The sequence below is a fragment of the Xenorhabdus thuongxuanensis genome (assembly GCF_001908095.1).
GTDB lineage: Bacteria > Pseudomonadota > Gammaproteobacteria > Enterobacterales > Enterobacteriaceae > Xenorhabdus > Xenorhabdus thuongxuanensis.
The window spans coordinates 95,168-108,811 of the sequence record NZ_MKGR01000007.1 but is presented as its reverse complement, the minus strand read 5'-3'; the positions used below and the strand labels follow the sequence as shown (position 1 = coordinate 108,811).

General features: G+C 41.1%; 15 protein-coding genes and 1 riboswitch. Of the genes, 5 read left to right on the top strand and 10 right to left on the bottom strand.

Annotated features, from left to right (window positions below; all coding sequences use genetic code 11):
• The first annotated feature begins 4 nt into the window (after window positions 1-4).
• The gene (gene uhpC, locus Xentx_RS06805; protein ID WP_074019564.1) at window positions 5-1,336 is read left to right on the top strand and encodes an MFS transporter; all 1,332 of its coding nucleotides are present in this window, start codon (window positions 5-7) and stop codon (window positions 1,334-1,336) included.
• An 8-nt stretch (window positions 1,337-1,344) separates the two neighbouring features.
• Here uhpC and Xentx_RS06800 read toward each other — a convergent pair whose 3' ends face one another.
• Window positions 1,345-1,908: a GNAT family N-acetyltransferase gene (locus tag Xentx_RS06800; RefSeq protein WP_074019512.1), complete on the bottom strand. Its 564-nt coding sequence runs from the start codon at window positions 1,906-1,908 to the stop codon at window positions 1,345-1,347.
• 204 nt (window positions 1,909-2,112) lie between these two features.
• Between Xentx_RS06800 and rlmA the strand changes: the two genes are divergently transcribed.
• On the top strand, window positions 2,113-2,928 hold the full coding sequence (rlmA, locus tag Xentx_RS06795) for a 23S rRNA (guanine(745)-N(1))-methyltransferase (RefSeq protein WP_074019511.1): 816 nt from the start codon (window positions 2,113-2,115) through the stop codon (window positions 2,926-2,928).
• 138 nt (window positions 2,929-3,066) lie between these two features.
• Here rlmA and mntP read toward each other — a convergent pair whose 3' ends face one another.
• The 8 genes from mntP to pabB form a co-directional block, all read right to left on the bottom strand.
• Window positions 3,067-3,651 (bottom strand): manganese efflux pump MntP, encoded by a 585-nt coding sequence (mntP, locus tag Xentx_RS06790; RefSeq protein ID WP_139292441.1) that lies wholly within the window; start codon window positions 3,649-3,651, stop codon window positions 3,067-3,069.
• Window positions 3,652-3,780: 129 nt separating this feature from the next.
• Window positions 3,781-3,923, bottom strand: a riboswitch (yybP-ykoY riboswitch).
• A gap of 152 nt (window positions 3,924-4,075) precedes the next feature.
• A complete protein-coding gene (locus Xentx_RS06785; protein ID WP_074019509.1) occupies window positions 4,076-4,534 on the bottom strand; it encodes a DUF986 family protein in 459 nt (152 codons plus the stop codon).
• Between the two features lie 114 nt (window positions 4,535-4,648).
• The gene (locus tag Xentx_RS06780) at window positions 4,649-5,497 is read right to left on the bottom strand and encodes a PTS mannose transporter subunit IID (RefSeq protein ID WP_074019508.1); all 849 of its coding nucleotides are present in this window, start codon (window positions 5,495-5,497) and stop codon (window positions 4,649-4,651) included.
• 13 nt (window positions 5,498-5,510) lie between these two features.
• Window positions 5,511-6,311: a PTS mannose/fructose/sorbose transporter subunit IIC gene (locus Xentx_RS06775; protein ID WP_074019507.1), complete on the bottom strand. Its 801-nt coding sequence runs from the start codon at window positions 6,309-6,311 to the stop codon at window positions 5,511-5,513.
• An 81-nt stretch (window positions 6,312-6,392) separates the two neighbouring features.
• Window positions 6,393-7,373, bottom strand: coding sequence for a PTS mannose transporter subunit IIAB (gene manX / locus Xentx_RS06770; protein ID WP_074019506.1), 981 nt, complete (start codon window positions 7,371-7,373; stop codon window positions 6,393-6,395).
• 509 nt (window positions 7,374-7,882) lie between these two features.
• Window positions 7,883-9,247 (bottom strand): L-serine ammonia-lyase, encoded by a 1,365-nt coding sequence (locus tag Xentx_RS06765; protein WP_074019505.1) that lies wholly within the window; start codon window positions 9,245-9,247, stop codon window positions 7,883-7,885.
• A 167-nt stretch (window positions 9,248-9,414) separates the two neighbouring features.
• Window positions 9,415-9,984 (bottom strand): CoA pyrophosphatase, encoded by a 570-nt coding sequence (locus Xentx_RS06760; RefSeq protein ID WP_074019504.1) that lies wholly within the window; start codon window positions 9,982-9,984, stop codon window positions 9,415-9,417.
• Window positions 9,981-11,351 carry an aminodeoxychorismate synthase component 1 gene (pabB, locus tag Xentx_RS06755; protein WP_074019503.1) on the bottom strand — a complete coding sequence of 457 codons (1,371 nt, stop codon included), beginning with the start codon at window positions 11,349-11,351 and terminating at the stop codon, window positions 9,981-9,983. The genes Xentx_RS06760 and pabB overlap by 4 nt, the downstream gene beginning before the upstream one ends.
• A gap of 149 nt (window positions 11,352-11,500) precedes the next feature.
• Between pabB and Xentx_RS06750 the strand changes: the two genes are divergently transcribed.
• From Xentx_RS06750 to pip, 3 genes are all read left to right on the top strand, one after another.
• Window positions 11,501-11,683 carry a YoaH family protein gene (locus Xentx_RS06750; protein WP_074019502.1) on the top strand — a complete coding sequence of 61 codons (183 nt, stop codon included), beginning with the start codon at window positions 11,501-11,503 and terminating at the stop codon, window positions 11,681-11,683.
• A 101-nt stretch (window positions 11,684-11,784) separates the two neighbouring features.
• Window positions 11,785-12,156, top strand: a complete 372-nt coding sequence (yebF, locus tag Xentx_RS06745; RefSeq protein WP_074019501.1) for a protein YebF — start codon at window positions 11,785-11,787, stop codon at window positions 12,154-12,156.
• 94 nt (window positions 12,157-12,250) lie between these two features.
• The gene (gene pip / locus Xentx_RS06740) at window positions 12,251-13,207 is read left to right on the top strand and encodes a prolyl aminopeptidase (protein ID WP_074019500.1); all 957 of its coding nucleotides are present in this window, start codon (window positions 12,251-12,253) and stop codon (window positions 13,205-13,207) included.
• A gap of 43 nt (window positions 13,208-13,250) precedes the next feature.
• Here pip and Xentx_RS06735 read toward each other — a convergent pair whose 3' ends face one another.
• Window positions 13,251-13,481, bottom strand: coding sequence for a DNA polymerase III subunit theta (locus tag Xentx_RS06735; RefSeq protein ID WP_074019499.1), 231 nt, complete (start codon window positions 13,479-13,481; stop codon window positions 13,251-13,253).
• Window positions 13,482-13,644 lie beyond the last annotated feature (163 nt).

Here is a 13,644-nt window from a genome sequence, read left to right as displayed (position 1 = left end):
GGTTATGACAGCTTCTTCTCAATCTAAGCCAGTACATTACTACAACCAGCTATCTGGTGAAGAAATCCGGCAACAATATCGCTATTGGCGTTTGCATATCATGCTGAGCCTCTATGTGGGGTATGCGTTATTTTACTTTACCCGTAAAAGTTTCAACTATGCGATGCCTGCCATGATAATCGATCTTGGTCTTGATAAAGGAGAAATTGGCCTTATTGGAACCCTGTTTTATATTACTTATGGTTGTTCTAAATTTCTTTCCGGTATTATCTCTGATCGCTCCAATCCGCGTTATTTCATGGGAATCGGGTTAATTGCCACAGGCATCATCAATATCTTTTTTGGTTTGTCCAGCTCAATCGTGATGTTTACCTTTTTGTGGATATTAAATGCGTGGTTTCAGGGATGGGGTTCACCACCCTGTGCTAAATTACTCACCAGTTGGTATTCTCGCTCAGAGCGTGGTTTTTGGTGGTCTCTATGGAATACGTCGCACCATATAGGTAGTGCATTGGTTGCGTTATTTGTCAGTTTCTTAACATTACATTTTAGCTGGCGAGAAGGATTTATTGTGCCAGGCTGTTTAGGTATTTTGGCCGGAATATTTTTATGCTGGCGATTACGTGACAAGCCTACCACAATAGGGTTACCGACTATTGGCCAATTTCGTAATGATTATTTAGAAAAAATACAAGAAAATCAAGGGAAAGGCCTAACTACCAGAGAAATACTAAAGACCTATGTTTTTTGCAATAAATATATTTGGTTGCTTTCATTGAGTTACGTTTTGGTCTATATCGTCCGTACTGGTATTAACGATTGGGGAAACCTCTATCTAACAGAATATCATCATTATGATTTAGTGAGTGCAAACGCAGTATTGTCACTTTTTGAAGTGGGTGGCTTTATAGGCTCGCTGGTGGCTGGTTGGGGATCGGATAGAGTATTTGGTGGCAACCGTGGACCAATGAACTTGATATTTGCAATGGGTATTTTCTTATCTGTGGCAGCTTTATGGTTGATGCCTATGACTGGTGTGATTTTTCAATCAATTGGCTTTTTTGTAATTGGTTTTTTTGTTTTTGGCCCACAATTGTTGATTGGTATGGCAGCTGCGGAATGTTCCCATAAAGATTCTGCAGGAGCTGCAACTGGGTTTGTTGGCCTCTTTGCTTATACGGGAGCTGCACTTGCCGGCTATCCTTTTGCCGTTATTTTAAAATGTTATCATTGGAAGGGGTTATTTATTACCATTTCTGTCTGCGCAGTAATGATAGGTTTATTATTACTACCATTCCTGCAAGCTCAGTTTCCCAGGCAGAACATGCAGGATTAATAGATAGGTTAAAACTTATCAAGAAAGCGATGTCGATTACACCATTCTTCCTTGTTTATTTCCCAGAATTCGCAATCATATTTTCCTGAAACATACTTTTTTTCTTCCACTTTTATCAGCCTTTCCCCTTGTGTCAATGAGATTTTCTTCGAACCGTGGTTAATACTGGCTTTTTGTGTTCTGAGAACGGATTGTCCCAGTACGTGAAACCAATAATCAGTCACTTTTTCACAGGCTTCACGCATCAATCCTTGGCCTTGATGCTCTAAGGAGAGCCAAAATCCTCGGTTATTATCTTGCCTATCATGTAACCCGATCATACCGATGAGTTCATCGGGATGTTTTTTTATCCGAATAGACCATAACCAGGCTTTTCCTGATTGTATGGCGGGAAAAGCTACGTTTTTGACAAAATATTCTGCGCCATCGTCAGGATATGGCCAGGGGACTGCGCTGCTATCTAAGTATTTGACGACATCCCAATGAGGAAATTTTTGCTGAATTTGAATGGCGTCGTCATAAGCGAGTCTTTTTAATAGAAGCCGTTTGGTCTCTAGATTATCGTATGGCATGTTATCTCCATTTTGTGATTGAAATGTTAATCGTTGGTAACAAAAAACAATAAATATCGTGTTGGAAATAGTCAATCCAATTTCTTTAATTTAGTAACATAATGGAGTGTTAGACTTAAATTTCAAAAAGATAGGGTTAAAAAACGTATGTATCAAAAATATGGTATAGTACACCCTTGATTTTTCCCTATCCATCGGAATGTTATGTCTTATCAATGTCCTTTATGTCACTTACCGTTACTGTTTGCTAGCTACCAATGGCGTTGCGAAAACAATCACCAGTTTGATTGTGCAAAAGAAGGGTACGTCAATTTACTGTCCGTTCAGCATAAACGCTCAAAAGAGCCTGGGGACAGTGTAGAAATGATGCAAGCGAGAAGGGCGTTTTTGCATTCTGGACATTATCAAGCCCTGCAACAAAAAACGGTTGAATTGCTTGGCAAATATTTACCAGAAAGCGCTGACACTCTGCTGGATATTGGTTGTGGTGAAGGTTATTACACAGCCGCGGTTCAGGAACAGCTTAATCTTCACCGGAAATTGGCAGTGTATGGATTGGATGTGGCGAAAGTCGCAATTCGTTATGGTGCCAAACGTTACCCTGATGTTAATTTCTGTGTGGCTTCTAGCCATCGGCTGCCATTTGCGGATAGTTCACTGGATGGTATTTTGCGGATCTACGCTCCTTACAAAGCAGCAGAGTTAGCTAGAGTGGTGAAAACAGATGGTATCGTACTGACAGTAACGCCAGGGCCTCGTCATCTGTATCAATTAAAAGAGCTTATTTATCAGGAAGTGCATTTACATCCTGAAAATCAGGAACAATGGGAAGGGTTTGAATTAATTTCAACCGAAACGCTAGATTATGAAATGTCATTAGATGGTGAACAAGCGCATAATTTATTGCAGATGACCCCTTTTGCCTGGCGGACATCAGAAGAAATTAAAATGCATTTGATATTGAGAGAACAGTTTAATTGCGAAGCAGATTTCACGTTAAAAGTATATCGACGTATTTGATAATAAAAAAAGATTGCTGTCATCTTATTAAACTGTAGAAGCATGATGACAAGGGAACAAATCTCCGGAATATAGCGCTATATATCCGGAGTAAGTGCAGTAATAACGTTACAATGTGAAGAACGATAAATAATAACCTTATTCCGCATACCAAAATAATTTAAGATGCTCGAATAATATATTGAAGCCAATGGCAATTAAGACCACCCCCCCAATCAACTCGGCTCTTTTACCCAATAGTGGACCAATATAACGACCAATTAACATGCCTAGCGTAGCCATAATCATGGTCATAAGTCCAATTGTCATGGCTGTATGGAAGATATCAACTTGTAAGAAGGCAAGGCCGACACCAATTGCCATCGCGTCCAAACTGGTTGCAATTGCAGTGAGAACTAGTGCCGCTGAACTATGGCGTTTAGGTGTGGTTTGGCAGGAAATTTCAGGTTCATGCTTGAAACTATCGACTATCATTCGGCAGCCAAGGATCAACAGCAAGAAAAAGGCAATCCAATGATCCCATTCCATAATATATTGGCTGGCATACAGGCCCAATGACCAACCGATTAAAGGTGTACAGGCTTCAACCAAGCCGAAGATGATACCTGTGCGGATGGCTTCGCGAAAATGGGGTCGGTGAAGGGCGGCTCCTTTTCCTACAGCAGCGGCGAAGGCATCCATGGAAAGGGCGAGCGCGAGAATAAGTGTTGCATAGAGATTCATTAAAATAGCCTCGGTTGGGTGATTCCATACACACACAACACACCCCCAACCAATGGTGTTGTTATGTGTCTATGGTCTTGCCAACCGATTTATCCCCGTAATCTTTCAAGTTTCACTTTGTTAATTGTCACTTGAAATATAACGGGGACGTAATAACCTGGATTTTATTAGGTTCTTTAGGTATTCGTACCACGTTTTATTTTAAACGAGTATGTTGATACGAATTTTCCAGAGATTCTCTGGAACAGGCTACTCCCCAATGACTGTGACGGACAATATCATATTAAGAATAAAAGATAAAAAATATTTTGCTATATTTTAAATATAAAAATGATAATGCTTATCGTTATCTATATCTATTTTAGGAGGGAAATAAGACCAATATGAATTATTGATCTTATTTAGTCGAATCCGCCAAGAGAAATCATTTGTTGTTAACAAGAAACTGATAAATTTTTTCTAAGTCATCCAGTTTTGTTACTGATAGGTAGATTTTATGCTGTCCCAAGTCCATCATAAGAATGCCATCTTCAGATAAATTCATTGCGTTAATGCTTTCATACGAAAAAAAATGGTTGGTATAATAAAAACCCTGTTTTTTGAATATTAGTTTTGGTGAGCGAATATAACCTAGATATAATGTCATCAAGATGATAAATGATAATAAATAGGTCGTGAACTGACTGCCATGTGATGTGACATTATTGTAAATAACAATAGCAATCAAAATGATAAATATTAGGGCATCAATTCGCTGTTTTCTTTTAAGTTTGATATTTAACAGCGTTTTTCCTTTGAGCTGATTGATAATAAATTCATCATAGATCGCAAAAGAGAGCATCAATATAATTAAAACTATTAGAACAATATCATTCAGACTCATTTTTAATCCCTGGTTTCATATTACGTGGAAAATTTATAGTATATTTACTGATGAATAAAGAAAGGGGGAGGTAAAACCTCCCCTAAACATTCCAGTCAGGCAGGAATATCGGATCTAGCCAAGGAAACCAAAACGGAAACCGACGATCCCCAGCACGAAAAAGCCGATAATAATCCATAATGGATTGACTTTCTTCCGCAGTAGCCACATACAACCAAATGTTAACAACAATGGCATCAGGCCGGGCATTAATTGGTCAAGGATGGTTTGAACCGTCGTCACTTTCATCTCACCAGTGACTGGATCAGGAACTTCAGAAACCACAAGTGGGATATTAACTTTGGTCCATTTATTGACAAGTGCACCCATGACAAACAAGCCAAGAATTGATGCTCCTTCCGTCATTTTCTGCAAAAAGCCACCACCCATATCTTTAACGATATCCAATCCTTTTTTGTAGCCATAAGCCACACCTAAATAACGAGTGAGTAATCGCACTAAATTAAACAGGAGGAAAAACAGAATAGGGCCTAACAGACTGCCACTCATGGCAATACCTGCACCCAGAGCAGCGAATACCGGACGAACAGTTCCCCAGAAAATAGGATCACCTACACCCGCTAAAGGACCCATCAAACCCACTTTGATACCGTTGATAGCCCCGTCATCAATGTCAGCCCCATTTGCCCGTTGCTCTTCCATTGCCATGGTGACACCAAGAATAGGTGCTGCAACATAAGGATGGGTATTAAAAAATTCCATATGTCGTTTGAGAGCTTGCTTCCTTTCTTCGGTATTCTCCGGGTACAGACGACGAATGGCTGGTATCATTGAGAAGCAGAAACCGAGTGCCTGCATACGCTCAAAGTTCCACGATCCTTGAAAGAGGTTAGAACGGAGGAATACACCACGAATATCGCTTTGTGTCAGCTTTTTCTGACCCATATTTGTTGCCTCTGACATGTTGTTTATCCTCTTAATCTAATTCGTTATCAAGGTCGTTTGGAGTATTACCAGCATGGGTGGCTGCCTGTGATTGATTGTATTTTGGGCTAAGCTGGATATATAGGATTGCCATGACAATACCAATCACACCTAATGCGACAAGGTTGAAGTTAGTGAAGGCTGCCGTTACGAAACCAAGGTAGAAGAATGGCATCAGATAACCGGCACGCATCATGTTAATCACCATTGCATAACCGACAACCACGATCATACCACCGGCGATATTCAAGCCGCTGGTGACCACTTGTGGAATGGAATTCAACATATGCTGAACTTCAGAAGTTCCTACTGAGACAGCAACAATCAGAGCAGGGATGGCGATTCGCATAGCCTGAAGTAGTAAAGCTGAAACGTGAAGGACGCTAATTGCACGAAGATTACCATTTTCTGCGGCCTTGTCTGCTGCGTGTTGGAAGCCAACAGTTAAGGTACGGACAATGATAGTCAGAACCTGGCCTGCTGCTGCCAGTGGGATAGCCAATGCGATACCCGCACCGACATCTTGCCCACCTGCGATAACCAGAATGGTTGAAATGATGGAAGCCAATGCTGCATCGGGGGCGATTGCTGCACCGATATTCATCCAGCCAAGGGCAATCATTTCCAGTGTACCACCGATGATAATGCCGGTTTTCATATCACCAAGCACTAAGCCGATTAATGTACAAGCAACTAATGGACGGTGAAATTGAAATTCATCAAGAATTGAATCCATGCCTGCAATACAGGCTACGATAAATATCAACACAAGTTGAACAACGGTAATTTCCATTGTTTTTCTCCTGTAACCAAATGTAATTTGGTAAGAATTTTGTTATTGAGTAATGGTTAATGAAATGACATCTGTTCTTATTTATTCAACTTTTTTCAGCAGATCCATCATGTTCAAACGGGTATCACTGGCAACTTTACGGGCTTCAAGTTCTATGCCACGAGAGTTCAGTTTTTCAAAGGATTCAATGTCGGTTTTATCAACGGAAATTGCGTTGTTGATCTGGGTTTTTCCTTGACGGAAAGCCATGCCACCGATATTTACGGATTCGATAGCGACACCATCTTCTACAATACGCAGAACATCTGTCGGATTAGTGAATAACAGCATAACGCGTTCACCGGTATATTTGGGGTTGTTGTAAACCCGAACACACTTGGCAACGTCTACAACATGTGCGCTAACGCCAGGAGGTGCGACTTGTTTCAACAAAGTAGAACGAACAGTATCTTGGGCAACTTCATCACTGACGACAATGATACGTTTGACATTAGTTTCTTTAGTCCAACGGGTAGCAACTTGGCCGTGGATCAGGCGATCATCAATACGTGCGAGAGCAATTTTCATATGGCCGCCCGCAGAGGTTGATGAAGCTGAAGTTGCCGAAACAGGTGCAGCGATAGGGGCTGGTTTAACAGGTTCCGGTTTGGCAGGCTCTTCAGCTTGTTTTGTTTTGAGGGCTCGAATCCCTTCTTTACCGGTTTCCAATGCAACAGAAACCAGTTCTTCCATGGTTGGATCATCGTCACGACACATGAAAGCTTCAACAAGCATCGGAACATTTACACCAGTAACGATTTCGTAGTTGTCTTTATCAATCACGATGCGGTTTGCGGCATTGAATGGGCTACCACCCCAAGTATCGACAAAAAACAGCACGCCTTGTTCTGTATCAAGCGATTCCAGCTTTTGGTTGTATTTCTCGAATAACGTATCAGCATTTTCACCGGGTACAAAGTCGATGTAAGAAACATTTTCCTGTTCCCCAATCAACATCTCTGTGGTACGAAGCAGTTGTTCCGCCGCAGCCCCGTGTGTGCCAATCATAATGGCTATACTCACTTGTTTTCCCCTTTCTATAACAATTGAACTCAGACTACTGCAAGCTCACACTCAACATTTCTAATGTATTGAACCACCTATCAATCAATAGGATAGTCGTGAACATAAAACAGTCGTGTTTTATATTTTGTTACATAAGAAAATATGCCATTAGATTATCATTAGCAGCCTTCAAGAAAATTGCTATCAGTCAGAAAAATTAAGTCAGACTATTTTGGCAGGTTAAAACAATATTTTATTCCAATAAATAATAATAATTTATTTTTAAGTTTTGATAATTTATTATAGTAAGATATTTATTTCTGTTTCCGGTAACATTTTCTTAATTTTCTTATAAAAAAATTGCGATGTTTTTATCGCAAGATGGGAAATTATGTACTTTAGTCACTCGTTTCAGCCAAAAAAATATCCCTACCAAATGGCAGGGATACTATTTCAATCAAAATCTAAATGTAGAAAAAATAGACAGGATTATCGCCAACTGTGCAATAAATGAACGATGTATTGTGTTAGTCACATTGAACTTTTATCGCTAAACCACCGCGTGAAGTTTCACGGTATTTCGCGTTCATATCTTTGCCCGTTTCATACATGGTTTCAATAACTTTATCGAGAGAAACACGTGGTTCACTGGTACGGCGAAGTGCCATACGGGAAGCATTAATCGCTTTAACTGATGCAATAGCATTACGTTCAATACAAGGAACTTGCACCTGACCTGCAACAGGGTCACAAGTCAAACCGAGGTTATGTTCCATGCCAATTTCTGCTGCGATACAAACCTGCTCAGGGCTTGCGCCGAGTAATTCTGCAAGGCCGGCTGCCGCCATAGAACAAGCAACCCCAACTTCACCCTGGCAGCCAACTTCAGCACCAGAAATAGAGGCATTCATTTTATACAAGATACCGATTGCACCTGCAGCCAGAAAATAACGGGTATACAGTTCCGCTGTTACAGGCTCAATACAATGGTTGTAATAGGCCAAAACGGCAGGAACAATACCACATGCGCCATTGGTTGGCGCTGTAACAACACGGCCACCAGCGGCATTTTCTTCATTGACGGCTAATGCAAACATATTGACTAAATCAACAACATTCATTGGGTCATTAGACAATTTGTTTGATGATGTCAGCATACGGTGCAGTGCGGCTGCACGGCGAGGAACACGCAATGGGCCTGGTAAAACTCCTTCTGTGTTCAGGCCTCGTTCAATACAAGCTTGCATGGTTGCCCAGATATCTGCGAAATACTCAGCAATTTCTTCTTTGCTGTGTAGATCCAATTCATTTTTCATCATCAGGCCAGAAACAGACAAGCCTGTTTTATTACAGTTCATCAGCAGTTCAGCCGCAGAGCTGTAAGGATAAGAAACAGGTTTGGAATCCTGGGATGGCTTGCCAAAATGTTCTTCATCAACAATAAAACCACCACCGATGGAGTAGTAGGTTTTGCTGTAAACTTTTTCGTCACCGGCGAACGCATGAATTTGCATGCCATTTTCGTGCAGTGATAGGTTATCGCTACGGAAGTTCATACCGCCATCGCGAGGAAAATCGACTTCGTGTAAACCATTTGCCAGCGGCAAACGTTCAGTTTGCTCAACATCACGAATAAAACCTGGAATTGAATCAATATCAACAGTTGCCGGCATATTACCTGCCAGACCCATGATGATAGCGATATCCGTATGGTGACCTTTCCCGGTTAATGAAAGTGAGCCGTATACATCAACAGCTACACGCGTGATAGAGGACATTACCCCCTGGTTTACAAGATCATCGACAAATTGTTTGCCTGCTTTCATAGGACCAACAGTATGAGAGCTGGATGGGCCAATACCCACCTTAAACATGTCGAAAACGCTAATCACGCCAGACTCCTTTAAAGAAGAGAGATATAGTTATTTATATAAAGCGCGCTACTTTACTGTTATTTGGTAGTGTTGATAAAGGAGTTTACAGTTTTTTTTTAATTATAATAGCAATTGATATGATTATGGATAAGTAATGCACAGTTTTATGGCGTTTTGTGTCCAATCTAGGGCGTTTTTTGCACTTGCTGTGCTAAACGATAAATAATGTCTGCGGTTAATCCCCAAATCATATGTTCTTGGTGCCAATAAAAATAGACTCGGCGCTGTTGATTGCGGCGTTTTATATCCAGATACCGATAATGGGGAAGAGAAAGTGCATCAAACAGCGGAATTTCAAAAATGCTTGCGACTTCTGTTGGGTTGGTTCGAAAAGAGATTGGTTCGGAAATAAGCCCAATTACCGGAGTAACACGATAACCTCCAAGGCTATCCAAGGGAGTTAATTGCCCCAGTATTTGTACCTTATCTTGCGGTAGGCTGACTTCTTCTTCTGCCTCCCTCAACGCGGTGGCAATAAGGGAAGCGTCTTCAGGATCTGCCGCTCCGCCCGGAAAAGCAATTTGTCCGGCGTGGGAGCGGAGGCTTGCGGAGCGTTGAGTGAATAACAGCGTTGGTTCTGGCTTACATATAATCGGTAACAATACCGCAGCATTCCGTTGGTTGCTGGCTAAATATGCTGGTCGTGCAGGAAGCTGCAATTGAAACCGATGAATGAAGTCAGAGAGCGATGTCATGGTATAGATAGTTCCCCTAATTGAGGTAAGATCCGTCCGAGTTTATCAAATGTTTCTTGGTATTCTTTTTCAGCGATGCTATCTGCGACGATACCACCCCCTGCCCAACAGTAAATTTTTCCTTTTTCTGTCAGCAAGGTACGAATAGTAATATTGCTGTCCATTGTACCGCAGAAACTAATATAGCCAACAGCACCACAATATCCATGCCTGCGATGTGGCTCCAACTCTTCAATGATTTCCATGGCCCGGATTTTAGGGGCACCCGTAATTGAGCCGCCTGGAAAACAGGCACGCAGTAAATCTGTGGCATGATATGTGTCGGGCAAGATTGCTGTGATGGTGCTGACCAGATGGTGTACAGCCGGAAAAGGTTCAACAATAAATAATTCAGGGACTTTGACAGATCCTGGAATAGCAACCCGCCCAATGTCGTTTCTCAATAAATCAACAATCATCAAGTTTTCCGCGCGATCTTTCCGTGAATTTGCTAATTTCTCTGCTTGCAATTGATCCTCAGTGGGGTCTTGCAATCGGGGCCGCGTTCCCTTTATTGGGCGCGTCTGAATATGATGATCTTGCAAAAGAATAAAGCGTTCAGGTGAAACGCTGATAATGCAGTGCTCAGGCAAGCGGATAAAAGCAGAAAAAGGAGCCTGGTTACTTTCATTGAGTTGGATAAATGCCTGCCATTCATCTCCTTCGTAATTGGCATGGAACCGTTGTGATAAATTGACTTGATAGCAATCTCCCTCTCGTAGGTAGCGATGGATTTGAGCAATTTTTTCGTGGTATTGCTGTGCTGTCATATTGGATTGCCACGAACTTGTCAGGGAAAAGCCTTCTTTTCTGTTTTCTCGCTGAGACTCTAACCATGTCAGCCGTTCGTCAATATTGTGGTAGCTCAGTAACGTCGCTTTCTTTAGCTGATGATCAATAATCAATCCCCAATCGTAAATCCCTATAGCCATATCAGGAAAACTCAGTTCATTGGTAGCTAATTCAGGTAACTTTTCGATACGTCGTCCGAGATCGTATCCCCATATACCTAATGCTCCCCCTTGAAAAGGGAGATCTGGATCAAACTGAACATCAATACCACTAGCGTGAAGGTGGTCTTTTAATAGCAGGAAGGGATCTCCCTGAGAAAGAGAAACCTTACCATTACGATTAATTTCGGTAGATGCTCCTCGGGTAACAAGAGTTGTCATAGGTTCGGCGACGATAATATCAAATCGATTATGCGGATGTTCGGCGGTTCCAGAATGTAACAGCATGACCCAAGGTAATGCTGAGAGGGGGGAAAAATAGTGAATGGCGAGATCAGGAGAATACGGTAATTGTCGTTTTTGTAATGCAATTTTCATGACGGCATCAATATTGGTGTTTGGCAATCCACAAGGAATAACATATTAATCCACGGAGATTATCACACAATCTCGCTCCTGACTTGAGATAAAACAGGCTATAATCGTCGTTTGCCAATAATTGCTATGTTTTGTTTGAGGTTATAACGATGTTTTCAGGTATGCCAGCATTATCCCATGAAGAGCAGCAAGTTGCCGTAGAAAAGATCCATCAGCTCATTTCCGAAGGAATGGGCAGTGGAGAAGCCATTGCTATTGTTGCTAAGGAATTACGTGAAAAGCACCAGAACAATGAGCAGATCCATGTTTTATTTGAAGATGGTGAAAACTAGTCACAACGCATTTTTAACAAAACTCACATAATTACTTTCTACTACGTGTTAATTTATCGCAACTTTTAATCCATACTATTTGGATGGTAATAGGAGGTAATATGAAGGCAAGCCAGTTTATTCGTCGTATTGGTTTATTGAGTGCAAGTGTTCTGTTTTCTGTTTCGTTTACTGCAATCGCTGCTGAAAACGAGCGTGTGGCAAAGTTTATTTCTTGTAAAAATTTAACCAAAGATCAAGTAGCGGCACAGGTTAAGCAAGATTTCTTACAAAATCGCATTAATCACTGGGATAAAGACAGAAAGCAATTAGGCACTTCAAAACCGATTGCATGGGTAAATGTCAATGATATTACTGGTGATACGAATGCACTGCAGGTTCCTCTGATCGTCCGAGGTACGAAAAAAGATAAAAGTTACAATGTCACAATAGATTGTCAAAAAGAGACTATCAGTTATAGTGAAGTAAAGTAAATAAAAGAAAATAATTTGTCACGCTATCTTTTCTTTAAATATGTACGGGATACTGGGAAAGTATCCCGTTTTGTTTAAACAGTGAGAGGGCTTTATGACGGAACAACGAAAACTTTATCCCGCTTATGATGCGTATCAAACAGGTTATCTGGATACGGGAGATGGACACCAGGTTTATTGGGAGTTGTGCGGTAATCCAAAAGGTAAGCCCGCAGTATTTATCCATGGTGGCCCTGGTGGTGGGATAGCAAACTATCATCGTCAGTTATTTGATCCAGAACGCTATCATATTATGTTATTTGATCAGCGGGGCTGTGGGTGTTCTAAACCCCATGCTAGCCTGGAAAATAATACAACATGGCATTTGATAGAGGATCTTGAACGGCTACGTAATCTTATGGGAGTTGAAAAGTGGCTGGTTTTTGGTGGCTCATGGGGATCAACACTGTCTTTGGCCTATGCTGAAAAACACCCGAATAGTGTGTCAGAATTAGTGCTAAGAGGGATTTTCTTGCTCCGTCCACAAGAGTTGCATTGGTATTATCAAGAAGGCGCTTCTCGTTTTTTCCCAGAAAAATGGGAACGTACATTATCTATTCTGTCGGAAGAAGAACGTAAAAATGTAATAGCCGCCTATAACAAACGACTGACCAGTGATGATTTGCAAATACAGTTGGAAGCTGCACGTTTATGGAGTCTCTGGGAAGGAGAAACAGTAACATTGCTGCCTTCTGCAAACTCAGCCTCTTTTTCAGAAGATAATTTTGCCTTGGCGTTTGCACGTATTGAAAACCATTACTTTATCAATAATGGTTTTATGGATGAAACCCAGCAATTACTGGATCATATTGATGTGATCAGGCATATCCCTGCTGTGATTATACATGGCCGCTATGATATGGCATGTCAGATACAGAATGCGTGGGATTTGGCAAAAGTGTGGCCGGAAGCTGAATTACACATTGTGGAAGGTGCTGGACACTCTTCCGATGAAGTCGGTATTTTACACCAACTTATCAAAGCGACTGATAAATTTGTTGGAAATAGTTAGGATAACCACCCGCAAAGGGTGGTTATCCTTTTTTATCATTCCCTCAACGGCTTTTAGGTTCATAAGGCAATCGTGACAGTAATCTTGACTGCTGGCGGTAATGCTGTAAGCGTTGTTGAAAATACTCTCGCAGATGCGAAGGTTGTGATTGTTCAACAGTGTCAGGAATGACAGACATGTTATAACGTTCTTTAAAAGCAACACCGGATGCTGCTAAATCAACATTGACCTTATCCATTTCATCTTTAGATAATTTGGCTAAGTTATGTTCCATTTTGGCCTCTCTGAAAACTCATTTTTAATTTATCTAAAAGAAAATTAATAAACTCTTTTTTGTTTAGGGTCTGTTGATGTTTTAAGGTCATAATTCATTCAGCCCACATGGGCAACCAGACAATGATAAACGCCAGAGCCAACATACTGGCGTAATTCCGTTC

What these genes read in the sequence shown, in the direction of transcription:
- Xentx_RS06785 (WP_074019509.1), bottom strand. Translation starts at nt 4,534, where the DNA reads ATGAGTCTGAATGATATTGTTCTAATAGTTTTAATTATATTGATGCTC.
- Xentx_RS06800 (WP_074019512.1), bottom strand. Translation starts at nt 1,908, where the DNA reads ATGCCATACGATAATCTAGAGACCAAACGGCTTCTATTAAAAAGACTC.
- pip (WP_074019500.1), top strand. Translation starts at nt 12,251, where the DNA reads ATGACGGAACAACGAAAACTTTATCCCGCTTATGATGCGTATCAAACA.
- Xentx_RS06750 (WP_074019502.1), top strand. Translation starts at nt 11,501, where the DNA reads ATGTTTTCAGGTATGCCAGCATTATCCCATGAAGAGCAGCAAGTTGCC.
- Xentx_RS06735 (WP_074019499.1), bottom strand. Translation starts at nt 13,481, where the DNA reads ATGGAACATAACTTAGCCAAATTATCTAAAGATGAAATGGATAAGGTC.
- rlmA (WP_074019511.1), top strand. Translation starts at nt 2,113, where the DNA reads ATGTCTTATCAATGTCCTTTATGTCACTTACCGTTACTGTTTGCTAGC.
- Xentx_RS06760 (WP_074019504.1), bottom strand. Translation starts at nt 9,984, where the DNA reads ATGACATCGCTCTCTGACTTCATTCATCGGTTTCAATTGCAGCTTCCT.
- yebF (WP_074019501.1), top strand. Translation starts at nt 11,785, where the DNA reads ATGAAGGCAAGCCAGTTTATTCGTCGTATTGGTTTATTGAGTGCAAGT.
- Xentx_RS06780 (WP_074019508.1), bottom strand. Translation starts at nt 5,497, where the DNA reads ATGTCAGAGGCAACAAATATGGGTCAGAAAAAGCTGACACAAAGCGAT.
- mntP (WP_139292441.1), bottom strand. Translation starts at nt 3,651, where the DNA reads ATGAATCTCTATGCAACACTTATTCTCGCGCTCGCCCTTTCCATGGAT.
- pabB (WP_074019503.1), bottom strand. Translation starts at nt 11,351, where the DNA reads ATGAAAATTGCATTACAAAAACGACAATTACCGTATTCTCCTGATCTC.
- Xentx_RS06775 (WP_074019507.1), bottom strand. Translation starts at nt 6,311, where the DNA reads ATGGAAATTACCGTTGTTCAACTTGTGTTGATATTTATCGTAGCCTGT.
- uhpC (WP_074019564.1), top strand. Translation starts at nt 5, where the DNA reads ATGACAGCTTCTTCTCAATCTAAGCCAGTACATTACTACAACCAGCTA.